The organism is Shewanella sp. 1311 (genome assembly GCF_059338235.1).
In genome coordinates this window covers 4,957,989-4,982,229 of record NZ_CM181686.1, presented here as the reverse complement: position 1 = coordinate 4,982,229, position 24,241 = coordinate 4,957,989, and the positions used below count along the sequence as shown (strand labels likewise).

Genomic DNA, 24,241 nt, shown 5'->3' with positions numbered 1-24,241 from the left:
TTAAATCTACAGGTTACGTGAATGCACGAAAGGTGAGCCATGGTGATTGGCGAGACGACCGTCCACCCCATGGACGGGGCGGTCGAGCATCCACGGACGGACTGGCTGCGAGTCGATGAGTCAATGCCATGGCAAGCCTATATGCGTGGATACCAGCCAACGCTAAACCTCTAAAACCCAAAACCCAAAACCCAAAACCCAAAACCCAAAACCCAAAACCAAAGTTGCCGATCCCCCGCGCTGGTTACCAACACATTTCTATCCAAAACCAATATAGTCGATTTTATAATCTAGAGCCCTCAATATGCCCTACTTAAATATATACCCATAGTCACGCTAATATTCAAAGTCGCAAGATGCGCCACATGAAGTACGAAAGCCAAAACTATAAGGCGGAATAGCCGATGAGATAAACCCACTCCCCTCTTAAATATAAAAAGAGGAGTGTTACCTTTATCCAATCGATATCAATTAAGCCAATTTAAAGGCTTTTATTTTGGGGAGATGGGCGGCGAGTTGGTGGAATTTGTGGGGCTGAACGTCATCCCAATCAATCGAATAATAGGCGCTTAATTCACTGGCGAGTTGCTGATTATCAAACATCTCATCATTAACCGAAAATATGCACATGGCCTTGTGAGTATTTTTTTCACGAAATTGCGACACGCACTTATTAGCAATATCGGCATATTCTTCTGGGCGGTCAATCTTGCCCTGCATATTATCTTCTGGGTGCAAATTAGGATTAATCAGCACAGATTTAAGCCCATTTAAAAAACCAATGCGTTCGGCCCAATAAGCGCCGAGTCCCACGCCAACCATTAACGGCGCGGGATCGTCGCTATGCTTCATTTGCTTGGCGACTTCCTTGAGCAAGTGTTGCATGTCGTGCTTAGGGTGCAAGGTGCTGTAACTGATCAAACGTACGTCAGGGTCGATAAACTGCAACTGACGCATTTTTTCGTGATTACCTGGGCTAGTCGCATCAAATCCATGAAGATAGAAAATCATATCAAGGCCTTTTAATCATTTTTGATTACAGTGAATTAACTAACCCTAGCAAAAGAGTGATCTCACACCTTGCGCTACATCAAACTTTCGCCTGTTGGGCCAAACAAATTTGCTCCGCAAGCTGTTTCGCGTTTTCCCAACGGGCGGTGTTATCGAGCGCTGCGGCCGTTTGTGCGGCATTGGGCTTGAGTAAACTTGCAGGATGCTGCGGCGCGCTCGCTGGCCATGTAAAGCCATCGAGTAGCGACATCACGCCCGCATTGTCATTGCACACTAAAATCATATCGCAACCAGCGGCTAAGGCGGCGCTGGCCCTTGCACGGTAATCGCCCGCAAATCCTGCGCCTTGCATGCCTAGATCGTCGGAGAAAATCACACCGTTAAAGCCAAGATCTTTGCGCAGCACTTGTTTTAGCCAGTATTCAGAAAAACCCGCAGAATTGGGGTCAACTTTAGGGTAAACCACGTGCGCGGGCATCACGCCTAATAACTTTTCTCTTGCGATCAATTCTTTAAACGGCAGGATATCCTTTGCAAAAATCGCCTCGGCATCGCGCTCGTCAATCGGTTTCTCGTAGTGCGAATCCGCCACTACACTGCCGTGTCCGGGGAAATGTTTACCCACGGCGCCCATGCCAGCTGCGGCCATGCCCGCAATAAAGCTTTCGGCCAGTGTAATGACCTCAGCGGGCTCTGGGCTAAAGCTGCGTTTACTTATGACTTGACTCACGCCGTTTAAGTCCAACACGGGCGCGAAACTTAAGTCGATATCGCAGGCCAGTAGTTCAATCGCCATCAAGAAACCGAGCTCACAGGCCCAACGTTTGGCTAACGCTATATCGCCCTTTGCTGCGGGTAGAATATCGCCCATAGCGGGAATAATGGTAAAGCCATCGCGGAAGCGTTGTACTCGACCACCCTCATGATCGACGGCAATTAATAGCTCAGGGCGGATTTGGCGTATCTGTTGTACCAGATGGATCAACTGATCACGGCTTGAAAAATTGCGGGAAAATAGAATTAAACCACCCACCTGTGGATGGCGTAGCATCTCAGATTCTGCCTCACTGACGTCCAACGACAGTAGGTCCAACATTAAATAGCTCATACTTCTCCCTAAAAAATTTCATTAATACTCAAAAAACAACCACTCAAGCCATAAGTAGTCCGCGCTCACAAAAATGCTCAAAAAAGCGAACCATCTGCCCTTGTAGCGCGTTTAAAGCCTGTATTCTTGGCCATAAAATGGCCAGCAAAAAAGTCCCAATTAAGTTCAGCTTATCCGAACTATATCGAATTAAAAAAACTAATGTGAATTGTCACGCTAATCTATGGGATACTGAGGTTAGAGTATCACACAAGCAGATTTCGCATGAAAGAGCGCCGCCATTGACCAGAGTTCACGTTGAAGATTAGCGTGCTTCAATCTGCAGAGCGAGCAATCCCATGCACTCAGACTAAAATAATAAACAAGACACAACAGGACTTCTATCATGATTAGCGTATTTGACATGTTCAAGATCGGCATAGGTCCATCGAGTTCACATACTGTCGGCCCAATGAAAGCGGGCAAAATTTTTATGCAAAACCTGACTGACTCAGGACTCGTGACCCAGATTGATGAATTAAGAGCCGAGCTCTTTGGCTCCCTCGGCCAAACAGGCAAAGGCCACGGCACGGGCAAAGCAGTGATTTTAGGCTTAATGGGTGAAGATCCAGAAACCGTAGACACTGACAGTATCGACGGCATTTTAGAGCACGTCTCCAAGGACGAAACCTTAACCCTGCACTGTGGCAAAGTGGTTAAATTTACCCGCGAGCAAGGCATTACTTACCACAGACGCAAAACCTTGCCAGCACACGCCAACGCCATGACCTTATACGCTTATTGTAAAGATGAGTGTATTTTCGAGCGCACTTATTATTCTGTCGGCGGCGGCTTTATCTTAGATGAAGACGAAATCAGCCAACGTAATGCATCACCTGCATCACCAATTGAAGCAGCACCTTTTGATTTTGGCAGCGCAGCACAGTTATTAGAATTGTGTGGCGAGCAAGGTCTGAGCATTTCTTCTTTGATGATGGCGAACGAACTGAGTTTAGCCACAGAAGATGAAGTCAAAGCCAAGCTGTGGAACATTTGGCAGACCATGAAAACCTGTATCGAACGCGGTTATCAAAAAGAAGGCATTTTACCTGGTGGCTTAAAACTGCGTCGCCGCGCCCCTGCCCTGTACCGTCGTTTGAAAGCCGAAGGCCGTAACAACGTCGATCCATTAACCGCAATGGATTGGGTTGATTTATTCGCCCTGTCAGTAAACGAGCAAAATGCGGCTGGCGCTCGCGTCGTGACGGCGCCAACAAACGGCGCTGCGGGAATTATCCCTGCAGTATTATGCTATTACGATACCTTCGTACAAGAAGTGGATATCGATGTCTGCGCCCGTTACCTGTTAACCGCCGCCGCGATTGGTATTTTGTACAAGAAGAATGCCTCAATTTCTGGCGCCGAAGTGGGTTGCCAAGGTGAAGTTGGCGTAGCCTGTTCTATGGCCGCTGGCGCACTGACTGAAATCATGGGCGGCACGATTGAGCACGTTGAAAATGCAGCTGAAATCGGCATGGAACATAACTTAGGCTTAACCTGCGATCCTGTGGGCGGCCTAGTGCAAGTACCTTGTATCGAACGTAATGCCATGGGCGCGATCAAAGCGATCAACGCCTCTCGTATGGCCCTACGCGGTGACGGTCACCACAAGGTTTCACTGGATAAAGTGATCAAAACCATGATGGATACCGGCAGAGATATGCGCAGCAAATACAAAGAAACCGCCAAAGGCGGCCTAGCGGTCAACATTGTTGAGTGCTGAGTGTTAATTCACTCCTACTAATCGCTTAAACTGCATCATAAAAAATGCCGCAACTCACTGAGTAGCGGCATTTTTGTTTTAGCTCATCGGCGTGACTGCTGAATCGACGATTCAGGGCTTAAAGTACAAACTATGGAACTTAAGGTGTTCTTCAATAAAGCTCGCGATGAAGTAGTAGCTGTGATCGTACCCCGGTTGCATCCGCACATCTAAGGGATAGCCCTTAGCATTGGCAATGTCCACCAGCGATTGTGGCATTAATTGGGTGTCTAAAAAGCTATCGGCTTCACCTTGATCAATCATAACTGGCACCTCGGCAATGGCGAGCTTGAGCAACTCACAGGCATCGTACTGGCGCCAGTGTTCACGATTCTCACCTAAGTACTCACTGAAGGCTTTAATACCCCAAGGCGCATTACTTGGATTCGAAATCGGACTAAAGGCCGAAATGGAGCTGTATCTGTGCGGATTACTCAGGCCAATCACCAAAGCACCATGGCCACCCATCGAATGGCCGGAGATGGCGCGCTGGGTAGTCACAGGAAAATGGGCTTCAATCAACGCGGGCAACTCGTGGACTATGTAATCGTACATTTTGTAATGACGATTCCACGGTACTTTGGTCGCATTGAGGTAAAAACCCGCTCCTAAGCCTAAATCGTAGGCTTTGTCCGCTGCATCGGGCACATCATCACCGCGAGGACTGGTATCAGGGGCAACAATCGCCATCCCAAGTTCAGCCGCCATGCGCTGCGCGCCCGCCTTCTGCATAAAGTTTTCATCGGTACAGGTTAGACCTGAGAGCCAATACAGCACAGGCACAGGTTTATTCACCGCTTCAGGTGGCAGATAAATCGCAAAGCGCATCTCGCAGTTTAACGACTGAGATTGATGGCGATATTGCTTATGCCAACCGCCGAAACTCTTGTTACAACTGATATTTTCTATGGTCATACAAGTCCTTTTAAGCTCAATCTTTTAGCGCTTGTCTTAGCGTTAGTCATGTCATTTGTCTTAGCGTTTGTCATCTGCTCAGTGCAACACAGCAGACAGATTGTCACCTGTCTGCCGGTTTGTCACATCAAAGTGAAGCATCAAGTTAGCGTACAAAATCGCTTATTTATCAAAATGGATCACACTACGGATGCTCTTACCTTCGTGCATCAGCTCGAACGCTTCATTGATTTGCTCAAGCCCCATAGTGTGAGTGATAAAGTCATCGAGCTTAAACTCACCCGCCATATAACGCTCAACAATGTGTGGCAGTTCAGAACGCCCTTTCACGCCACCAAAAGCAGAACCGCGCCACACTCGGCCAGTAACTAATTGGAATGGACGAGTTGAAATCTCTTGCCCTGCACCGGCAACACCGATGATTACCGACTCGCCCCAGCCCTTATGACAACACTCTAAAGCGCTGCGCATCACGTTGACGTTGCCGATACACTCAAATGAGTAATCTACGCCGCCGTCGGTCATCTCAACGATCACCTCTTGGATGGGCTTATCGAGTAATTTAGGGTTGATGCAATCGGTCGCGCCGAGTTTTTTGGCTAACTCGAACTTAGACTCGTTGATATCAATGGCGATAATGCGGCTGGCTTTTGCCATAGTCGCGCCAATGATCGCCGATAAACCAATACCGCCGAGGCCGAAAATCGCCACGGTTGCGCCTTCTTCCACTTTGGCCGTGTTCATCACAGCGCCCATGCCGGTAGTCACGCCACAACCTAACAGACAAATTTCTTCTAATGGCGCGCTCTTATTGACTTTAGCCAATGAGATTTCAGGCAGCACAGTATATTCAGAGAAGGTCGAGCAACCCATATAATGGAAAATAGGTTTACCATCGAGATAAAAACGCGTGGTGCCATCGGGCATTAAGCCCTTACCTTGGGTCGCGCGAATTTTTTGGCACAGGTTAGTTTTGCCCGATAGGCAGAACTTACACTCGCCGCACTCGGGAGTATAAAGTGGGATCACATGATCGCCCACTTGCACACTGGTCACGCCCTCGCCCACTTGCTCAACGATACCGCCGCCTTCGTGGCCTAGAATCGCCGGGAATACCCCTTCTGGATCGTCACCGCTCAGGGTAAACGCGTCCGTGTGACACACGCCTGTGGCCACAATGCGCACTAAGACTTCGCCCGCTTTTGGTAACATCACATCCACTTCTTCAATCTTCAGTGGTTGTCCTGGTCCCCAAGCAACAGCGGCCTTTGATTTAATAAACTGCGGTTTTTCGTTCGACATTGTTACCGTCCCTTGATAGGTAATAAGAGAAAATTATTGTTGTAATCGATTCTACTTAAGCTAAAGCATCTTGGTTCAAACATATTGGCTCAAACATACCGACTCAGCATACGCTGATACCGATTGCACTGATGCTACTGCACTGATGCTAATGAATAGTAAGATTGTATTTGTTTCTCAGCGAGAGACAATCTAGTATTCAAGCAATTCATTTTTACTGAGCAACAACAATGTATCTCTGGGATGGCATTTCTGAGTTTGTCGCAGTGGCTGAGGCTGAAAGTTTTACCTTAGCGGCGCAGCGACTGAATATCTCCACCGCCCACGTGAGCCGCCAAGTCAGCGCCTTAGAGAATCGCCTCGGCACTAAGCTGTTTTACCGCACTACTCGCAAAGTGTCGCTAACCGAAGAAGGCACCATTTATTATCGTCATTGCCGCCAATTACAAACCGGGTTAGAAGAAGCCGAGCGCGCCATCTCAAACCTAAAGGACTCACCCCAAGGCCTAGTCAAGCTCACCGCTCCCGTGGCCTATGGCGAAAAATTTATCATGCCGTTACTCAATGATTTTATGGTGCAATATCCCAGTGTTGAGTTTAGCGTCGACCTCACTAATCGCACCTTGGACTTGATTGAAGGCGGTTATGATCTGGCCATTCGCCTCGGCAAACTCGCCGATTCGAGTTTAATGGCCAAACCGCTCAGCAGCCGTACTCACTATGTGGCCGCCTCACCGAGTTATGTGGAAAAATACGGCCAGCCCCATACGCTATCAGAGCTTAACCAGCACAATTGCTTGATTGGTAATCACAATTACTGGCGCTTTGTGGAGAATGGTCGCGAACGCAATATCAAAGTGCGCGGCAATCTCAATTGTAACAGCGGCTACGCATTAAGGGATGCTGCGCTAAAGGGAATTGGTATAGTACAACTGCCTGATTATTATATTGAAGAAGATATTCAAGCTGGACGTTTACTGTCCTTACTCGACGGTCACCGCGAAGCCAAAGAAGGCATTTGGGCGCTCTATCCACAAAATCGCCACCTGTCGGCCAAGATCCGCGTATTGGTCGATTACCTCGCCGAAAAACTCATCGAACAGGACTAATCTTTTTCTGAACAGCTGGTTGTTGAGCAGTATTTTGTGGAGCAGTCTGTTGCTAAAAAATCTATTGCTGAGAGGTTTATTGTGGAGCCGTCTGTTGTTGAGCGGATTACTCAGTTCGAACAAACGAAGCGATAACAGACAAGACGCCGCAAACTAGCGCCAGTTTTCCCGCAAGGTGTAATACAACATGCCTAACGCCAGCGCTTGATTGCCGAACCATTCATTTAACGGAATGCGGATATGGCGCATGGCGGCAAACAAATCAAACTCACGCAATTGCCCGTCCATCGCATTGGCCATGATCTCGGCCATAATGTGCGATGTCGCCACCCCATGTCCTGAATATCCTTGGCAATAGAACACATTAGGCGACACTTTGCCGAGCTGCGGGATACGGTTAATCACAATCCCCGCCATTCCCGCCCACGCAAATTCGATATCAACGCCCTTTAATTGTGGAAACGTGCGCTCAATTGCAGGCCGTAATTCCGCCGCCACATTTTTAGGATCGCGGCCGCTATAGTTAGTGCCGCCGCCGAACATCAACCGTTTATCTGCAGTCAGGCGATAGTAATCCAGCACAAAGCGACAATCGTACACGGCTAAATCCTGCGGATTAATCTGCGAAGCGATCTCATCGGGCAGAATCGCCGTGGCACAATTGCCTAAGGACGCTGGAAATAACATGCCACGTAGTTGAGGACGCGCAAGTTTATGGTAGGCATTCCCCGCGATCAGCACGCTATTGGCGCGCACTTTTCCCTTGGCGGTGACAACGGTAGCAAGATCGCCCTCCTCAATATCGAGCACGGGCGAGTTTTCAAAGATCAACGCCCCAAGACCTGCTGCGGCGCGGGCCTCACCAAGACATAAATTCACTGAGTGTAAATGCATGTTGCGCCGATTGACTAAGCCACCGTGATACAAGGGCGAGCCTAAATAGGCGGGCATTTCATCGGCGGAGACCAAGGTCATAAACTCCCCTATGCCGCGACGTTGCGCTTCATCATGCATAGCCCTAAGCTCCTGCATGTGCTTTGGCTGGTAAGCGGTTTGTATATGACCAAATTTTAAATCACACTCTATGCCGTACTTGGCCACCCGATTTTTAATAATGTCATGACCGCGCCAACGTAAATTCCACACATAATCTTCAGCTTCATTACCAATCTGACGACGCAGTTGTTTTGTCATCGCGGCATCGCCAGACAAACTGCCGGTCACCTGCCCACCGTTGCGTCCGGTTGCGCCCCACGCAATTTTGTTGGCCTCAATAAGCGCCACCTTGTAGCCCTTCTCGGATAATTCCAGCGCCGTTGCTACACCGGTAAACCCGCCACCGACAATCGCCACATCGACGCGAATGTCGCCTTCAAGCTCAGGATAATCCGACTCTTGGTTTATGGTGGCATTGTAGTAGGAGGCGCAACGCTCTGCTGGCATAGTCATTCCTTGATGTTGAAAGTTAAGTGTTAAAAGTTAAATATTAAAAGTTGAGTGTTGAACGTTAAGTACTAAAAGCTGTGTGCTGGTAATGGGTGTTGAGTCTTAGTTTATAGGCGCGAGTGTTAACACGTTTCCCCCGACGGTTGTTTTATATTTTTTACAAGCGTTCAGAATTTGAGAGTATATCTGAGTTGAGATCGAGGTCAACAGTGGATTGTGCTAACCGCTTGCTGGACATAACAAAGGGAGTTGGGCTGGCTCCTGCTTGACGAGCCTGAAATCGAAAAGCTTGAGATGAAAGTATCTGAAATGGCGGCCCTGTTATTATGGAGCTAGAGATTAAGCAGCCAGAGATTAAGAACATGAGCTTAGGCGCCGAATATTAAGGCGTGGCTCATTTTATCTTTTAAGCCTTATGCTTTTTGCTGGTTTAAGATAGGCTTGTACGGCGTCATCCTCTTTTAATCTCAGCAACCTAGAGTCCATTATGCAACGATTGCCAATTGTCCAGCCACTTACCCAACTGCCGTTTTCCCAAGCGTGCGAAAACAACAAAGCGCCGATTTTAGCCGTATTAACGCAAGCATTCTCACTCAACCAACATGTGCTCGAAATCGGCAGTGGCACTGGCCAACATGCCGTATTTTTTGCAGCAAATCTTCCCCATTTAATCTGGCAAACCAGCGATCAAGCTGAGTATATTGGTGGCATTAGCGCAAGGTGTGAGCAAGAAGGCGGGCTATTCAATGCTGGAGAAAATCTAGCTTTACCGCTTATCCTTGATGTTACCGCGCCATGGCCAGTGGAGGGATTAACACCTGATATTGATAGCGTATTTACTGCGAACACTTTGCATATTATGAGCAAAAATATGGTTGAAGCGTTTTTTACTGGTCTTGGTCTGTATCTCCCCCAACTCAAGACCCTGTGCATTTACGGCCCCTTTAACTACCAAGGCGAATTTAGCAGTGACAGCAATCGCCAATTCGATAGCTTTTTAAAACAGCGCGATCCCGCCAGCGGCATTCGCGATATCGAATGGATTTGCAGTTTAGCCAGCGAGCAAGGCTTAACACTCAAGCAAGATGTAGCTATGCCCGCCAATAATCGACTGCTGCATTTTGTTAGAGGCTAGCATTTTGTTAGGGGCTCGTTTCTTGTTAAAAGCTAGCTTTAGTTTAATGGTTTAGTCCGTTTTGGCCTCAGCGGTTCTGTGTCCATAACTCAGCACTCGAGTGGCTTTCCACTCTTCATCCTGTTTGCACCACACGATCACAAAGTCGGCTAGGCCATCACAGCTGCCGGTTTCAAAACTGCAAAAACGGTGAACGCCTTGCTCTATTGCGCCAAACTCTTTCACCGGAAACACTTTCATCGTGCCCGCAACTAACTCACGGCGGTAATGACCACAGGCATATTTTTCTGTATTGGCGATCATATCCTTGCGGTTCCACGTCACGCCGCCCGTGTCGTGGTAAAACTCCACATCTTCAGTGAAAAACGCAGCGTGTTTCTTAAGTTCAGCGGGGGCTGCGCACTTATTGAAGCTATCAAACACGGCAAAATCCACAGCTGCAATTTGGGCAGATAAGGTATCTTCTAACGCAGTCGCGGGTTGCGAAATGCCTGCATGTGAAGCCTCAGCGGTTTTATCCGATGCGGCTTTAGCTAGTGTAGGCGCATCTGTGGCAACAGCCGGTTCGGTAGTGGCGAGTGACAAAGTTAAAACGGCGACTGTGGCTAGGCTATAAAATGCTGGATTCATATTCTCTCCGTGAATGTTGGCTGTAAATTTTTATGGCGACGATCCACATCACAAAACTGCATAGCGCCACACATCTGCAGCAGAAGTATCAGCAAAGCGTATGCCAATTAAAATACCCTTTAAAATCATGCAAATATAATTACGGCTTGAGTTAATCTGTAGAAGCTGCCGACAACTTGTGGCTAATCTCACTATTTTTGCGCGATTTACCCCACCTCAGCGTTTCGCTTTTTCGCATAAGCTATTTCGTATTCGCTGATCACACTCGCTTTCTCATATTTGTTTCTCAGCAACATCAGCTTGGTAGTGCAAGCAGCCCCCTCAACAGACATACCCGCTATCATACTGTTATTAAAGAGCAAAATTTACATAGTTTTTACACAAAAGCGGGATCTGCGCTCTTGATGCACTATTTAAGAATAATTATCATTCGCCGAAATTATCCAAGGAAGAATGATATGTCCCGCTTTATCTGCCGTACTCGCAAAACAAGTCATACATCCGGTGCAACTCTGTCTCCTAAACTGAGCCTGCTATCGCGCGCCATTGGCTTAAGCCTGTTGTTACCCGCTGCATGGGCAACTGCCGCAGCTCCCCAAGATGCCACGCCAGAAATGGAACGTATGGTGATCACAGCTACGCAAACTCAGCATTCGGAACTGTCGGCGCCCGCTTCTGTGTCTGTGATTAACCGCAGTGAACTCGAAGCGCTAGTGATCGACGATCTGGCCAGTGCAGTGCGTTATTTACAGGGCGTGAATATCAGTGAAGGCACGCCCTATGGTCGCAATGAAATTAGCCTGCGCGGACTGGATTCTGACTACACGCTGATCTTAATCAACGGTCGCCGAGTCAACTCCCGCGAAGCACTAACCTCCGGTTATGGCAACGATTTTGACTTGTCCTCTATTCCAATGTCTGCCATTGAGCGTATCGAAGTCGTGCGCGGGCCTATGTCCTCCCTGTATGGCTCCGAAGCCTTAGGCGGCGTGGTTAACGTGATTTTGCGCCAACCCACTGACGACTGGCAGACCAGTGTCGGCGTGCAATACGATTCGCCCACCAGCGGCAAAGGTGGCGACAGCACTAAGTACAATTTCTACACCAGCGGCGCGCTAATCAAAGATAAACTGCTGGCAAACTTAATCGTCGACAGCAATCAACGTGATGCCTGGCGCTCAGATTTAAAACCCACAATCGATGCGTTAGAAGACAGAGATGAAATCAGCGCCCTCGCTAACCTGCAATGGTTGATTGATAGCCAGCAAGATCTGCAATTTGATTTAAGTTACGCCAACGACGAACGCGAGTCGGATTGGAATAACTACGGCACTATCCTCACCAATAACCAGCAAGCCGAGCGGATAAGCTCAGGTTTAACCCACAATGGCCACTGGAATTGGGGCGATACTCGCCTGCGCTATTACTATGAAAATGTTGAGGTAACTGACGACTCAGCGTTAATCGCCGAAATTGGTAATATCACCCAAACCAACCACAATCTCGACGGCCAAACCACAGTACTACTTGGGGATCACATGTTAACCAGCGGCGCAGAATACCGTTGGACCCAGCTCGAAAATAGCCGCAATATTTTAGGTGATGGCACCTTAGACGACAGCCAATCGGCATTGTATCTACAAGATGAATTTAGCTTAGGCGAACTCAATATCACCTTAGGTGGGCGCGTCGATCACCACGATGTGTACGGCACCGAATTTAGCCCACGCTTGTATTTGGTGTATAACTTAAGCTCTGAATGGGTCATTAAAGGTGGTGGCGGCAAAGCCTTTAAAGCGCCAAATATGGCGCAATCCCAAGCCGATTATATTATCCCCGCTTGTCGTGGCGCCTGTACCGTTGCGGGAAATCCTGATCTTCAACCCGAAACCTCAGTGAACTACGAATTATCGACCCAATATCAAACTACGGATTTTGGTGGCTCGATCACCTACTTCCATAACGATGTAGAAAATAAAATTATCACCGAAACTTGGAATAGAGTCCCTGGTGCTGTATTAACTTACCAAAACGTGAACGAAGCTAAGATCACAGGTTGGGAATTACAAGCTTGGTACGATGTAAGCGACACAGTCAGCTTTAGCGGTAATTACAGTAAAACCGATGCCGAAGATAAGCAAAATGGCGCGCCTTTTACCCTAACGCCGGATGACAGCTACAACCTGAAACTGCAATGGCAGGCATTGGAGGGCTTATCCACCTTTATCGCCTACCACTATACTGGCGATCAGTATTTGCGCACCAATGTAAAATCGACGGGTTATGGTTCACTCGACCTAGGCGCGAATTACCAAATTAATCCTATGTTCAGAGTCAAACTCGGCGTCACTAACCTAACGGATGCTGAGCGCGACCAAGTGGCTACCGATCTTGATTACATTCAAAAGAGCCGCAGTATTTATGCGGGCGTGACGGCAAGTTTCTAATAGCAATCAGCCACAGACATGGGTTTATCTAGATAAAAACGGGCTTGCGAAACTCTCGCCAGCCCGTTGTTTATGAATTCGTTGTAAGCTTTCGAACTTTTAGAACACTTCCTCAAGGGATCTGCCTTAAAAATTCCAGCGCTTTATCTAAGTCACGGGTGCGCGCCATCGGCGGCAGTGAGTTTAAAAAGGCTTGGCCGTAATAGCGATTCACAATGCGATTATCACAAAGGATCAGCACACCGCGATCTTTTTCATCGCGAATCAGACGGCCAACACCTTGTTTCAGCGCAATAATCGCCTGAGGTAAGGACACTTCAGTAAAAGGATCGAGTCCCTGACGACTCACATTGTCGGCTCGGGCACGATACAGGGGCTCATCGGGCGACACAAAAGGTAATTTGTCGATGATCACGCAGCTTAACAATTTGCCGCGCACATCCACCCCTTCCCAAAAACTACTGGTGCCGAGTAATACCGCATTGCCGAGTTGGCGAAACTTCGTCAGCAGACTCTGTTTACCCGCTTGACCTTGTACCAGCAGCGGATACTGAGTGCGAGTTCGCAGTGCCAGCGCCGCTTGTTCGAGCATTTTATGGCTGGTAAATAAAATAAAAGTCCGTCCCTGCGCCGCATCTATCGCTTGCACGCACACATCCACCAACTGCTTTAACGCTTGCTGTTGATTGGTCACGCTCCCAAGTTGTCTCGGCACACAAAATACCGCTTGGCGGGGATAATCGAAGGGACTGTCGAGAATACTTTGCTGCGCATCAACGATACCCATTTCTCGGGCAAAATGAACAAGACTGCGGTTAACCTGCAAAGTTGCCGAGGTAAATATCCAGCTGGTTTCAGGCACAAATAACTGCTGGCACTCACGGGCAATATTGATTGGTGAAATTCGCAGCACCACAAAACGACTACCAAATTCAATGCTGTAGGCAGCCAGATTATTATCACAGTTAAAAAACACACTGAGCTTGTTATTCAGCTCCGCCAACTTGATGGCGATATCATCTAACAATTCACTGCGGCCAATATGGGCCATTAATAAATTCTGCAGCGCAGTTAATTCCGCTAATAAATCCCATGACGCCGCCGCGAGCGCTTTATTGCCCAGCACTAAACGCCAGTCGGATTCACCGCAGGAATATAACTGATTATGCCAGTCACTTAATTTAGCGAGGCAACGCTGACAAAATTGGGCGAGTTGCCCCGTATCACTGAGTTCGGTCTGATAAATAGCGAGTAGCTTTTGAATAAAATCATCGATAGTACGACTCGAACATTGCTGACCAAAATAGTTAACGCAAATATCGGGTAATAAATGCGCTTCATCGAAAATCACCACGTCGGGATCGGGCAGTAACTCAGCAAAGCCCGTGTCTTTGAGTACGCTATCGGCGAAAAACAAATGGTGGTTAACCACAATGATTTTGGCATCCATGGCTCGGCTGCGCGCCTTGCGAGTAAAGCAGGCATCATAAAAATCGCAACGCTTGCCAATACAGCTTTCTTTGGTACTGACCACGAGCGGCAGCGCCGAGGAATTCTCAGGTACTGAGGTCAAGCCGCCAATATCGCCATCTTTACAGGTGCTCGCCCACTGATTTATTTTCAACAAATCATCCAATAAACGCGCATCGATATGTGTCGCCTCGCTCATTTGCTTATCGAGTCGCCACTGGCACAGATAATTATTGCGCCCCTTTAGCAGCGCCAGTTTGGGCTCAATTCCCAACATGGCGACCAGCGCGGGTAAATCTTTAAAAAACAACTGCTCTTGCAGATTTTTACTGCCGGTACTAACGATAACTTGCTTACCGCTCAATATCGCGGGGATCAAATATGCAAAGGTTTTACCCACCCCTGTGCCCGCCTCAATCACCACATTACTCTTCGCCGCTATCGCCTCACTCACTTGCTGCGCCATCTGCATTTGGCTTGTGCGCGCACTAAACCCTTGAATGTGCTTAGACAATACTCCATCGGGCAAAAATGCCCGTTGCACTTCGCCCGCGAGTCGGCTCACCGCAGCAGCGCCTTTTGAGGCAGCAGGCTTAGCCACTGTTTCTTTTGAGGGAGCATGCTTTGATGTCGGTTGGCGGGTGCGAGTCAAAGGGAGAATCAATCCTTTATCAAGGTGTTAGGGAGCGTTATAAAAAATGTAGTAAGGCCACACTATAAGCTGCTGTGGGCTGCTGAGCGAGTGCATTGTGATGACTTTACTTAACCACAAGCACTGGTTAGTGCCGCAAGCCGCTAACATAAACAATAGCGTTAAGCTTAACAGCTCGAAGCATTATGCTGATTTGAGATAAGACTACAAGTTAGCAAGGATAATTTCGCGGGTTCTTTCCCTCGCGCCATACATGAGCCTCCATTTAAAGCTGTTCATTATGGGTCGTCAGTTTTGATACAAAGCTCCCAAAACAAAATACTTGAGTACGCGCAGCATTAGTTGCCATTGTTTCACCAGTGACTCGCCATAAACTCGTCGCTGAAGGCTCGACGGCGGCATATATGGATATATTCACGGCGTGTCACTGGAATGACTGTGCTTAATGATTACATACACATTGACTTCACGACTTTCTCGGTCATTGGAACAGATTACGCTGATGCTAGTTCGGCACGACTTACCAACACATTTCGGTCCACTTTCAACATCCCCTCAACAAATATGCTCAATGGCTTTATTTAGCGATAACCACCAGCCTTTCACAAAAACGCATAAATATTCTCATTTAATTCAAAATTGCTGTTGCAAAGGCTCATAAAAGCGGTTAGTTTAAATCCACTTATACGGATAGACGTCCGTAACAACGCATTCAACGCTTTACTGTATTTTGAGCAGTTGAGTCAATAAAGTTAAATACCGAGAGAGTAAAATGAGCCCACTACTGAACGCTATCCACCACCATCACCACCATATGCGGTAGCCTTCGGACGCTCACTGCCGGAGGACTATATCCTTCTGGCGGACTGATTCAAGATGATCATAAACCCCTGGAAGGAATTCCGGGGGTTTTTGCATTTAGGCGTTAATTTTGGTTTTAATTTTGATTTTAATTTAAATAGAAATTTTAGATATTTCACAAATTATCAATACGTTAGCTAGAGCACTTAACTAGAGCTCTTAGCTAGAGCCCATTGAACGGCAAGGCGTATTAAACCGATTAAACAACACATTTTGAATCTTTTAATTTTGATACTTTTGAGCGAGATAACACTATGACTGAATCGAACCGTTTACGCATCGCCATCCAAAAATCTGGCCGTCTTTCTACTGACTCTCAGCAACTGCTAAAAAGCTGTGGTGTTAAATTTTCCATTAATGAACAACGCCTTATTGCTCACGCCGACAATATGCCTATCGATTTACTGCGTGTTCGTGATGATGATATCCCAGGATTGGTGATGGACGGCGTGGTTGATATGGGGATCATCGGTGAAAACGTGCTCGAAGAGGAACAAATCGAGCGTCAAACCCTGAACAAGCCCGCAGACTGCCTCAAACTGCGTCAGTTAGATTTCGGTTCATGTCGCCTCTCGTTAGCCGTACCAACAGAATTCAGTTACGCCGATGCCTCCTCTTTAGAAGGATTACGCATCGCCACTTCTTACCCGAACCTGCTGCGCCGTTTTATGCAACAAAAAGGCATAACTTATCGCGACTGTATGTTAAAAGGCTCGGTTGAAGTCGCCCCACGTGCCGGCCTTGCCGATGGTATTTGTGATCTTGTGTCGACGGGCGCAACCTTAGAAGCCAACGGTTTATACGAAACCGAAGTAATTTACCGCTCTATGGCCTGCATCATTCAATCGACCCAAACCCAAACGCCGACTAAACAAGCACTCATCGACAAGATTCTTTCCCGCGTCAATGGCGTTATCCGCGCCCGTGAGAGCAAATACATCCTGCTGCACGCGCCAACCGAAACCTTAGATCAAATCGTCGCCCTGCTGCCCGGCGCTGAAAACCCCACCGTATTGCCATTAAATGATGATACTAACCGCGTCGCTATCCACGCCGTCAGTACTGAAGATTTGTTCTGGGATACCATGGAACAGCTGACCGCACTCGGTGCCAGCTCGATTCTGGTCATGCCGATTGAAAAAATGATGGGGTAATGTATGGAAATCCTAACTTGGTCAACCTTATCAACCGCCGAGCAGAAAACGGCGCTGAAACGCTCGCCCTTAATCGGTGACAGTGGCTTAGAGCAAAGCGTTCGCGCCATTCTCGATGCGGTGGCGACGCGGGGTGATGCCGCCATTCAAGAATTTAATCAAAAATTTGATGGCTTCAATAGCGCTAAGATTGGTGAACTCCGTATGGGCGAAGCCGAAATAGCTGCGGCAAGCGCACGGGTATCGCCAGAGCTGAAAGCGGCGATATCCAAAGCCATGGCGAACATAGATGTGTTTCACAGCGCCCAGCAATTTCGCCCGATTGATATGGAGACCGAGGCGGGAGTACGCTGCGAACTACGTAGCGAACCGATTGAAAAAGTGGGTTTATATATCCCCGGTGGCAGCGCACCATTAATTTCTACCGTGATGATGCTTGCCCTGCCCGCCAAGATCGCCGGCTGCGAACAAAGAGTATTGGTCAGCCCACCGCCGATCAACGATGCCATTATCTATGCCGCCAATGCCTGTGGGATCACCGAAATCTATCAAGTGGGCGGCGCGCAGGCCATTGCGGCACTGGCCTTTGGCACGGAAACGATTCCGGCGGTTGATAAGATTTTTGGTCCTGGTAATCGCTACGTGACGGAAGCTAAACGCTTAGTGTCACAGGATGGCCGCTGCACTGTGTGTATCGATATGCCGGCAGGCCCTTCTGAGGTGTTGGTGATTGCCGATAGCGACGCTAATTGCGAATTTATCGCCGCCGATTTACTTTCGCAAGCGGAGCACGGCCCTGATTCACAAGTGATTTTAGTGACGGATTCGCAAGCTATCGCGGACGGAGTGAATGACGCACTGACGAGACAACTTGCCGTCCTGCCGCGTTGTGATATCGCGGCAACGGCGCTATTGAGCAGTCGTACTTTGGTTGTGGACGATATGCTGCAAGCCGCGCAGGTTTCCAATCAATATGGGCCTGAGCACTTGATCATTCAAACGCGCTTTCCCCGTGAGGTGCTGAAAAACATTCGCGCCGCTGGCTCGGTATTTTTAGGCACTTATACGCCGGAATCAGTTGGCGATTATGCCAGTGGCACCAACCACGTGCTGCCGACTTACGGTTACAGCCGCGCCGTGTCGAGCCTGTCATTAGCCGACTTTAGCCGCCGCTTTACTGTGCAGGAACTCAGCGCTAAGGGTTTAATCGGATTGGGGCAAGCGGTCATGACGTTAGCCAGTAACGAATTGCTCGATGCGCACAAAAATGCCGTCGCCATTCGCCTAGCTAGCCTAGAAAAATGATCTGCTTAATCTTAAGTGATTGAAAATAGAGCTGAGTGAAGAAAATGAGCCAAGTGAGCAGCATGGAAAAGACAGTAGAACCCACAGCATCGACGTTAGCACCATCGTCATTAAAACAATCAACGTTAGCGCAATCAGCGACGCTAAATTTAGCCGAGCGCCTAGCGCGCCCTGAGTTACTGGATTTAACGCCCTACCAGAGTGCCCGCAGACTGGGCGGTCGTGGTGATATTTGGATCAATGCCAACGAGTCGCCCTTCAATAATGTCGATACGGCAGCACTCGATTTATCGAAATTGAATCGTTACCCAGAATGCCAACCGCCGCAGCTTATCAATGCCTACAGCGAATACAGTGGTGTAAACGCCAGCAAGATAGTCGCCAGCCGCGGCGCCGATGAAGCGATTGAACTGTTAATTCGCGCCTTTTGTATTCCAGGTGTCGACAGCATCGCCTGCTTTGGCCCGACGTACGGCATGTATGCCATCAGCGCGAACACCTTTAATGTGGGCGTTAAAGCGTTAAATCTCAGCGCGGAATATGGCTTGCCGACAAGCTATGCCGAGGACGTTCGCGGCGCAAAACTGGTGTTTATCTGCAATCCCAATAATCCGACCGGGACTGTGATCGACAAAGCCATTATTGAGCAAGCGATCAACGCCCTGCCCGACGCGCTTGTGGTGATCGATGAGGCCTATATTGAGTTTTGTCCTGAATACAGTGTGGCGGATTTACTGGAAAGCTATCCGAATCTAGTGGTGCTACGAACCCTGTCAAAAGCCTTTGCACTCGCCGGCGCACGCTGTGGTTTTATGCTGGCAAACGAGGCAGTGGTCGAAATCATTATGCGCGTAATTGCACCCTATCCTGTGCCACTGCCCGTGAGTGGGGTCGCCACACAGGCGCTATCAAGCGCTGGCGTTGCACGGATGAAAGTGCAAGTTGCACAATTAAATGAGCAAGGCGCCAGACTCACAGCGGCGATCAGCGCTTATTGTTCAAAATCGAATAGTTCAGATTCGCGCGCCCGCGTGCTTAAGCCTAACGGCAATTATGTGCTGGCTGAATTTGATGATGTCGCCAAGGTCGCAGCGTTACTGCAAGGCAGCGGCGTTGTCGCCCGCGCCTACAAAGACCCAAGGCTTGCCAAGGCTATCCGCTTTAGCTTCAGTTCAAAGGCGGATACCGATGTGTTAGTGAATTTATTTGAATCGCAACGCACTGAGCAATCACCAGAAACGAATAATAAGTAACTAAACATAAAAACTAATAAAACCAATAAAAAGCGAATGCAGCACTGAAGGTAAAATCAGCTTAAGCATTAGCTAAACGAATTGAATTTGAAGGTAGAGCCATGAACCCACAATTTATCCCAAACGTTGCACAAAAAATTCTGTTTATCGACCGCGATGGCACCTTGATTGAAGAACCCGTCACCGACAAACAGGTCGATAGTCTGGCTAAATTAGTGTTTGAGCCACAGGTTATCCCCGCTTTGCTACGTCTGCAAAAGGCGGGATTTCGTTTAGTCATGGTCAGCAATCAAGACGGCCTTGGCACACCGTCTTTCCCGCAGGAAGATTTCGACGCGCCCCACAATATGATGATGCAAATTCTCACAAGCCAAGGGGTTAACTTTGAAGATGTGGTGATTTGCCCGCACTTTAACGATGAAAATTGCAGCTGCCGTAAACCTAAGCTTGGGCTAGTAAAAGACTATCTCACCCAAGGTTGCATCGATTTCACCCAATCGGCGGTGATTGGCGATCGCGAAACCGATGTGGAGCTGGGCAATGCCATGGGCATTAAAAGCCTTAAATATCAACGCGACACTTTAGGCTGGAACGCCATCGCCGATGCGCTGCTGAATAAAGGCCGCACCGCAACGGTCGTGCGTACCACCAAAGAAACCGATATTCGTGTGGCTGTTGATCTCGACAGCCCCGTTAAAGGCAAAATCGACACTGGCATTGGCTTTTTCGACCACATGCTCGATCAAATTGCCACCCACGGTAATTTTAGAATGGATGTGAAAGTCGATGGCGACTTGGAAATCGACGATCACCACAGCGTCGAAGACACGGCGCTAGCCATAGGTGATGCCCTGCGCCAAGCGCTCGGTGACAAACGCGGCATTGCCCGTTTTGGCTTTAGTCTGCCGATGGACGAAGCCAAGGGCGAATGTCTGCTGGATATCTCTGGTCGTCCTTTTATCAAGTTCTCGGCCAATTTTGAGCGCGAGCATGTGGGCGAAATGGCCACTGAAATGGTGCCACACTTCTTCCGCTCCTTTGCCGATGGCCTGCGCTGTACGCTGCATCTGTCGACGCAGGGCGATAACGATCACCACAAGGTTGAAGCCCTGTTTAAAGTGCTCGGCCGCGCGCTGCGCCAAGCGGTTAAAGTCGAAGGCGATATTCTGCCATCGAGCAAAGGCGTACTTTAAGGCATCAGCATAAATCGTTTAAGAGGTTAGGATGCAACAAGACACTCTATTAACAGCTGGTCAGCAATTAACAGCAAATGAATCACCAGATGCTGAAACCGTCATCATAGACACGGGCTGCGCCAATTTAAACTCAGTACGTTTCGCCTTCGAGCGTTTAGGCGCTAAGGTATTGGTCACAGACGATAAAGCCAAAATCAAAGCGGCAAAACGTGTGGTGCTGCCGGGTGTAGGCACAGCGGGTGTAGCCATGGCGTCCTTGCATGAAAAAGGCTTAGTCGAACTCATCCAAGGCCTGACTCAACCGGTGCTAGGCGTGTGCCTTGGCATGCAAATGTTGGCGACGATTTCTAAGGAGCGCGGCGGCAAAGGTCAAGATTGTGAGTGCTTAGGCATAATCCCAACCGACATTTGTGAGCTGGATACGCAGTTACTCAAAGCTGAAAGCCTACCTTTGCCACACATGGGTTGGAACCAACTTAAGCTAACAACAAAGTCACAAGGCGCCAACAGCCCTAACGTTCACCCGCTGTTTGCGGGTATTGAAGATGGCAGTTATGTATATTTCGTCCACAGTTACCGCGCGCCGTTGAGCGAATTCACCTTAGCCGAATGTACTTATGGTGAAGGTTTTAGCGCCGCCATTGGCAAAGGCAACTTTATGGGCGTGCAGTTCCACCCCGAAAAAAGTGCCGCCGTGGGCGCGCAAATTCTGCGTAACTTTTTACAGATGGACGAGTTACTGATGAACGAAGCTCTGATGAACAAAGCGCTGCGAAGCAACTCTGCTGATGGCCAAGCGGGTGTAAATAAGGCTGACCAATGAATATATTACTCATCAAAAAACCAGTTATTAATAAATCACTTATAAACAAATCAATCAAGGATGTGAGCTTATGATTATTCCTGCAATTGATTTAATTGATGGCAATGTTGTCCGCCTCTATCAAGGTGATTACGGCCAGCAGACCACCTTTGATTTAAGTCCTTTGGCGCAGCTGCAATCCTACGAGGCTCAAGGCGCGAAGTGGTTGCATATCGTTGATTTAACAGGCGCGAAAGATCCCGCTAAACGCCAAACTCGCCTTATCAGTCAACTCGTGGCGGGACTAAACGCTAATATTCAAGTTGGCGGTGGCATTCGCACGGAAGAACAAGTCACTGAATTATTAAATATCGGCGTAAAACGTGTGGTAATTGGCTCGCTGGCAGTGAAAGAACCTGAGTTAGTCAAACAATGGTTTATCAAATACGGCAGCGAAGCGATTTGCCTCGCACTCGATGTCAATATCAACCAAAGCGGCGAGAAAATTGTCGCCGTATCCGGTTGGCAAAGTGGCGGCGGTAAGAGTTTAGAATCCCTTGTAGAAACCTTTAGCGCGGTCGGCTTAAAGCATGCGCTAGTAACTGATATTAGCCGTGACGGCACCTTAACGGGCGCGAATACCGAGCTTTATCAAGAAATTGCTGCAAGTTATCCCGATATCGCTTGGCAAGCCTCCGGCGGTATTGCGACTCTTGAAGATGTTGCCGCCGTGCGTGACAGCGGCGCTGCGGGCATCATTATCGGTAAAGCCTTGCTTATCAATCAGTTTAACGTAGCGGAGGCAATCCAATGCTGGCCAAACGACTAGTTCCCTGTTTAGATGTGAAAGACGGTAAAGTAGTGAAAGGCGTGCAGTTTCGTAACCACGAAATTGTCGGTGATATCGTGCCGTTAGCCGCGCGTTATGCCGAAGAAGGCGCCGATGAGCTAGTGTTTTATGACATTACCGCCAGCGCCCACGAACGTGTGGTCGATAAATCTTGGGTGAGCCGCGTGGCGGAGCAGATTGATATTCCCTTCTGCGTGGCAGGTGGCATTAAAACCATTAGCCAAGCCCGTGAATTATTAGCCTTTGGGGCGGATAAGATTTCGATTAACTCGCCCGCCTTGACCGATCCAAGTTTAATCTCACGCCTGCAGGACGAGTTTGGCCGCCAGTGTATCGTGATTGGCATCGACTCCTTTTTCGATGCCACCAGCAACAGCTATAAGGTAAAGCAATTTACCGGCGATGAAGCGGCGACTAAGGATACGCAGTGGTTTACCCAAGACTGGGTTGAAGAAGTGCAAAAACGAGGTTGTGGTGAAATCGTGCTCAATGTGATGAACCAAGACGGCGTGCGCGGCGGTTACGATATCAAGCAGTTAAGTCTTGTTCGCGCCATCTGCGACGTGCCGTTAATTGCCTCGGGCGGCGCTGGGACTATGGCGCATTTTCGCGATGTATTTATTGAAGCCAAGGTCGATGCGGCGCTGGCAGCGAGCGTATTCCACAAGGCGATTATCAACATTGGTGAGTTAAAAGCCTACTTAGCGGCCGAAGGGATCGCGATTAGACGCTAGAGCGGTTCTAGGTTCTAGGTTCTAGGTTCTAGGTTCTAGGTTCTAGGTTCTAGGTTCTAGGTTCTAGGTTCTAGGTTCTAGGTTCTACAAACGGATTAAGAGTGAACACTATGTCAACGCAAACAAACACTAAAGCGGATTTTAGCGAGCTGGATTGGGACAAACAGGATGGGCTTATTCCTGCCGTGATCCAAAATCACTTATCGGGCAAGGTATTAATGCTCGGTTACATGGATAAGGCCGCGCTGGAAAAAACCTTGAGCACAGGTGATGTCACCTTTTTCAGCCGTTCAAAACAGCGCTTGTGGACTAAGGGTGAAACCTCAGGTAATACGCTAAAGTTGGTGGCTATCGATAAAGACTGCGATAACGACAGCCTGTTAGTGCAAGTGATCCCCAACGGCCCAACCTGCCACAAAGGCACCGAAAGTTGCTGGTTAGATGACAATGCACACCCTTTCTTGAACAACCTCGCCAGCTTAATCACCTCGCGTAAAGGGCAAAGTGCCGATTCAAGCTATACAGCGTCTTTATTTGCGCGCGGCACTAAACGTATCGCCCAAAAGGTCGGGGAAGAAGGCCTTGAAACCGCCCTTGCCGCTGCGACCCACGATAAGGAAGAGTTAGTTAACGAAGCCTCAGATCTTATCTATCACTTGCTGGTATTGCTTGAAGATCAAGACTTAAGCCTCAGTGACATCACAGCAAACTTGCTGGCAAGACATGAAAAGGCGCTGCAGAGCAAAGCATAAACGGCTCACAGGCTCTGATATCACGCTAGTCGCTTACATCTAGAAATGCCGCACACTTGAGCCAAGTCTGCGGCATTTTTTATCTTGCCATAAATCTAGCTAACTCCTCTTTCCTTCCCCTCGTTGACCATAAACTCAGTGTGAGTTAGGCATGTCTTCCAGCTTAGCCACATGACAAAAAACAAACAAAATACTGTTGTAATGGTTGACAAGTACACCTCAAATCCCTAAGGTAGCCTCCGTTGCCGTTAGGTTATTAAGGCAAGGCATAAAAACACTTATCCGTTTTTACTCAACACACGCTAAGG

General features: G+C 48.5%; 19 protein-coding genes. 12 read left to right on the top strand and 7 right to left on the bottom strand.

Annotation, left to right across the window (positions count from 1 at the left end; all coding sequences use genetic code 11):
* Window positions 1-471: 471 nt before the first annotated feature.
* On the bottom strand, window positions 472-1,011 hold the full coding sequence (gene ycfP, locus AC5YB3_RS21860; RefSeq protein WP_494526162.1) for an alpha/beta hydrolase YcfP: 540 nt from the start codon (window positions 1,009-1,011) through the stop codon (window positions 472-474).
* Between the two features lie 79 nt (window positions 1,012-1,090).
* The gene (gene nagZ, locus AC5YB3_RS21855; RefSeq protein WP_494526161.1) at window positions 1,091-2,119 is read right to left on the bottom strand and encodes a beta-N-acetylhexosaminidase; all 1,029 of its coding nucleotides are present in this window, start codon (window positions 2,117-2,119) and stop codon (window positions 1,091-1,093) included.
* A 385-nt stretch (window positions 2,120-2,504) separates the two neighbouring features.
* Between nagZ and AC5YB3_RS21850 the strand changes: the two genes are divergently transcribed.
* A complete protein-coding gene (locus AC5YB3_RS21850) occupies window positions 2,505-3,881 on the top strand; it encodes an L-serine ammonia-lyase (protein WP_006086305.1) in 1,377 nt (458 codons plus the stop codon).
* A gap of 111 nt (window positions 3,882-3,992) precedes the next feature.
* Here AC5YB3_RS21850 and fghA read toward each other — a convergent pair whose 3' ends face one another.
* Complete coding sequence (gene fghA, locus AC5YB3_RS21845; RefSeq protein ID WP_259529221.1) at window positions 3,993-4,835, bottom strand: S-formylglutathione hydrolase; 843 nt, start codon at window positions 4,833-4,835, stop codon at window positions 3,993-3,995.
* Window positions 4,836-4,997: 162 nt separating this feature from the next.
* Window positions 4,998-6,137 (bottom strand): S-(hydroxymethyl)glutathione dehydrogenase/class III alcohol dehydrogenase, encoded by a 1,140-nt coding sequence (locus AC5YB3_RS21840; RefSeq protein WP_006081880.1) that lies wholly within the window; start codon window positions 6,135-6,137, stop codon window positions 4,998-5,000.
* Window positions 6,138-6,367: 230 nt separating this feature from the next.
* Here AC5YB3_RS21840 and AC5YB3_RS21835 point away from each other — a divergent pair, with 230 nt between their 5' ends.
* Complete coding sequence (locus tag AC5YB3_RS21835; RefSeq protein ID WP_427650104.1) at window positions 6,368-7,246, top strand: LysR family transcriptional regulator; 879 nt, start codon at window positions 6,368-6,370, stop codon at window positions 7,244-7,246.
* 153 nt (window positions 7,247-7,399) lie between these two features.
* On the opposite strand, the gene AC5YB3_RS21830 is transcribed toward AC5YB3_RS21835, so the two are convergent.
* A complete protein-coding gene (locus AC5YB3_RS21830; protein WP_494526160.1) occupies window positions 7,400-8,689 on the bottom strand; it encodes an NAD(P)/FAD-dependent oxidoreductase in 1,290 nt (429 codons plus the stop codon).
* Between the two features lie 490 nt (window positions 8,690-9,179).
* Between AC5YB3_RS21830 and AC5YB3_RS21825 the strand changes: the two genes are divergently transcribed.
* Window positions 9,180-9,827 (top strand): DUF938 domain-containing protein, encoded by a 648-nt coding sequence (locus AC5YB3_RS21825; RefSeq protein WP_494526159.1) that lies wholly within the window; start codon window positions 9,180-9,182, stop codon window positions 9,825-9,827.
* Window positions 9,828-9,878: 51 nt separating this feature from the next.
* On the opposite strand, the gene AC5YB3_RS21820 is transcribed toward AC5YB3_RS21825, so the two are convergent.
* Window positions 9,879-10,457 carry a DUF4440 domain-containing protein gene (locus tag AC5YB3_RS21820; RefSeq protein WP_427749003.1) on the bottom strand — a complete coding sequence of 193 codons (579 nt, stop codon included), beginning with the start codon at window positions 10,455-10,457 and terminating at the stop codon, window positions 9,879-9,881.
* 458 nt (window positions 10,458-10,915) lie between these two features.
* On the opposite strand from AC5YB3_RS21820, the gene AC5YB3_RS21815 reads away from it, so the two are divergent.
* Window positions 10,916-12,904, top strand: a complete 1,989-nt coding sequence (locus tag AC5YB3_RS21815; protein ID WP_494526158.1) for a TonB-dependent receptor domain-containing protein — start codon at window positions 10,916-10,918, stop codon at window positions 12,902-12,904.
* A 112-nt stretch (window positions 12,905-13,016) separates the two neighbouring features.
* Here AC5YB3_RS21815 and yoaA read toward each other — a convergent pair whose 3' ends face one another.
* A complete protein-coding gene (gene yoaA / locus AC5YB3_RS21810; protein ID WP_494526157.1) occupies window positions 13,017-15,026 on the bottom strand; it encodes a DNA repair helicase YoaA in 2,010 nt (669 codons plus the stop codon).
* Between the two features lie 1,115 nt (window positions 15,027-16,141).
* Between yoaA and hisG the strand changes: the two genes are divergently transcribed.
* The 8 genes from hisG (at window position 16,142) to hisIE (ending at window position 23,933) form a co-directional block, all read left to right on the top strand.
* Window positions 16,142-17,041: an ATP phosphoribosyltransferase gene (hisG, locus tag AC5YB3_RS21805; RefSeq protein ID WP_006086295.1), complete on the top strand. Its 900-nt coding sequence runs from the start codon at window positions 16,142-16,144 to the stop codon at window positions 17,039-17,041.
* Between the two features lie 3 nt (window positions 17,042-17,044).
* On the top strand, window positions 17,045-18,346 hold the full coding sequence (gene hisD / locus AC5YB3_RS21800) for a histidinol dehydrogenase (protein WP_494526156.1): 1,302 nt from the start codon (window positions 17,045-17,047) through the stop codon (window positions 18,344-18,346).
* A 44-nt stretch (window positions 18,347-18,390) separates the two neighbouring features.
* Window positions 18,391-19,599, top strand: a complete 1,209-nt coding sequence (hisC, locus tag AC5YB3_RS21795; RefSeq protein ID WP_494526155.1) for a histidinol-phosphate transaminase — start codon at window positions 18,391-18,393, stop codon at window positions 19,597-19,599.
* Window positions 19,600-19,700: 101 nt separating this feature from the next.
* Window positions 19,701-20,792 carry a bifunctional histidinol-phosphatase/imidazoleglycerol-phosphate dehydratase HisB gene (hisB, locus tag AC5YB3_RS21790; protein ID WP_494526154.1) on the top strand — a complete coding sequence of 364 codons (1,092 nt, stop codon included), beginning with the start codon at window positions 19,701-19,703 and terminating at the stop codon, window positions 20,790-20,792.
* Between the two features lie 31 nt (window positions 20,793-20,823).
* A complete protein-coding gene (gene hisH, locus AC5YB3_RS21785) occupies window positions 20,824-21,618 on the top strand; it encodes an imidazole glycerol phosphate synthase subunit HisH (RefSeq protein WP_494526153.1) in 795 nt (264 codons plus the stop codon).
* Window positions 21,619-21,688: 70 nt separating this feature from the next.
* Window positions 21,689-22,426, top strand: coding sequence for a 1-(5-phosphoribosyl)-5-[(5-phosphoribosylamino)methylideneamino]imidazole-4-carboxamide isomerase (gene hisA, locus AC5YB3_RS21780; protein ID WP_311890222.1), 738 nt, complete (start codon window positions 21,689-21,691; stop codon window positions 22,424-22,426).
* The gene (gene hisF / locus AC5YB3_RS21775; RefSeq protein WP_006081894.1) at window positions 22,408-23,181 is read left to right on the top strand and encodes an imidazole glycerol phosphate synthase subunit HisF; all 774 of its coding nucleotides are present in this window, start codon (window positions 22,408-22,410) and stop codon (window positions 23,179-23,181) included. Before hisA ends, hisF begins: the two co-directional genes overlap by 19 nt.
* Window positions 23,182-23,291: 110 nt before the next feature.
* Window positions 23,292-23,933: a bifunctional phosphoribosyl-AMP cyclohydrolase/phosphoribosyl-ATP diphosphatase HisIE gene (gene hisIE, locus AC5YB3_RS21770; protein ID WP_012089368.1), complete on the top strand. Its 642-nt coding sequence runs from the start codon at window positions 23,292-23,294 to the stop codon at window positions 23,931-23,933.
* Window positions 23,934-24,241 lie beyond the last annotated feature (308 nt).

Coding starts and splice junctions, on each gene's coding strand:
- ycfP (WP_494526162.1), bottom strand. CDS start 1,011: ATGATTTTCTATCTTCATGGATTTGATGCGACTAGCCCAGGTAATCAC.
- nagZ (WP_494526161.1), bottom strand. CDS start 2,119: ATGAGCTATTTAATGTTGGACCTACTGTCGTTGGACGTCAGTGAGGCA.
- AC5YB3_RS21850 (WP_006086305.1), top strand. CDS start 2,505: ATGATTAGCGTATTTGACATGTTCAAGATCGGCATAGGTCCATCGAGT.
- fghA (WP_259529221.1), bottom strand. CDS start 4,835: ATGACCATAGAAAATATCAGTTGTAACAAGAGTTTCGGCGGTTGGCAT.
- AC5YB3_RS21840 (WP_006081880.1), bottom strand. CDS start 6,137: ATGTCGAACGAAAAACCGCAGTTTATTAAATCAAAGGCCGCTGTTGCT.
- AC5YB3_RS21835 (WP_427650104.1), top strand. CDS start 6,368: ATGTATCTCTGGGATGGCATTTCTGAGTTTGTCGCAGTGGCTGAGGCT.
- AC5YB3_RS21830 (WP_494526160.1), bottom strand. CDS start 8,689: ATGCCAGCAGAGCGTTGCGCCTCCTACTACAATGCCACCATAAACCAA.
- AC5YB3_RS21825 (WP_494526159.1), top strand. CDS start 9,180: ATGCAACGATTGCCAATTGTCCAGCCACTTACCCAACTGCCGTTTTCC.
- AC5YB3_RS21820 (WP_427749003.1), bottom strand. CDS start 10,457: ATGAATCCAGCATTTTATAGCCTAGCCACAGTCGCCGTTTTAACTTTG.
- AC5YB3_RS21815 (WP_494526158.1), top strand. CDS start 10,916: ATGTCCCGCTTTATCTGCCGTACTCGCAAAACAAGTCATACATCCGGT.
- hisG (WP_006086295.1), top strand. CDS start 16,142: ATGACTGAATCGAACCGTTTACGCATCGCCATCCAAAAATCTGGCCGT.
- hisD (WP_494526156.1), top strand. CDS start 17,045: ATGGAAATCCTAACTTGGTCAACCTTATCAACCGCCGAGCAGAAAACG.
- hisC (WP_494526155.1), top strand. CDS start 18,391: ATGAGCCAAGTGAGCAGCATGGAAAAGACAGTAGAACCCACAGCATCG.
- hisB (WP_494526154.1), top strand. CDS start 19,701: ATGAACCCACAATTTATCCCAAACGTTGCACAAAAAATTCTGTTTATC.
- hisH (WP_494526153.1), top strand. CDS start 20,824: ATGCAACAAGACACTCTATTAACAGCTGGTCAGCAATTAACAGCAAAT.
- hisA (WP_311890222.1), top strand. CDS start 21,689: ATGATTATTCCTGCAATTGATTTAATTGATGGCAATGTTGTCCGCCTC.
- hisF (WP_006081894.1), top strand. CDS start 22,408: ATGCTGGCCAAACGACTAGTTCCCTGTTTAGATGTGAAAGACGGTAAA.
- hisIE (WP_012089368.1), top strand. CDS start 23,292: ATGTCAACGCAAACAAACACTAAAGCGGATTTTAGCGAGCTGGATTGG.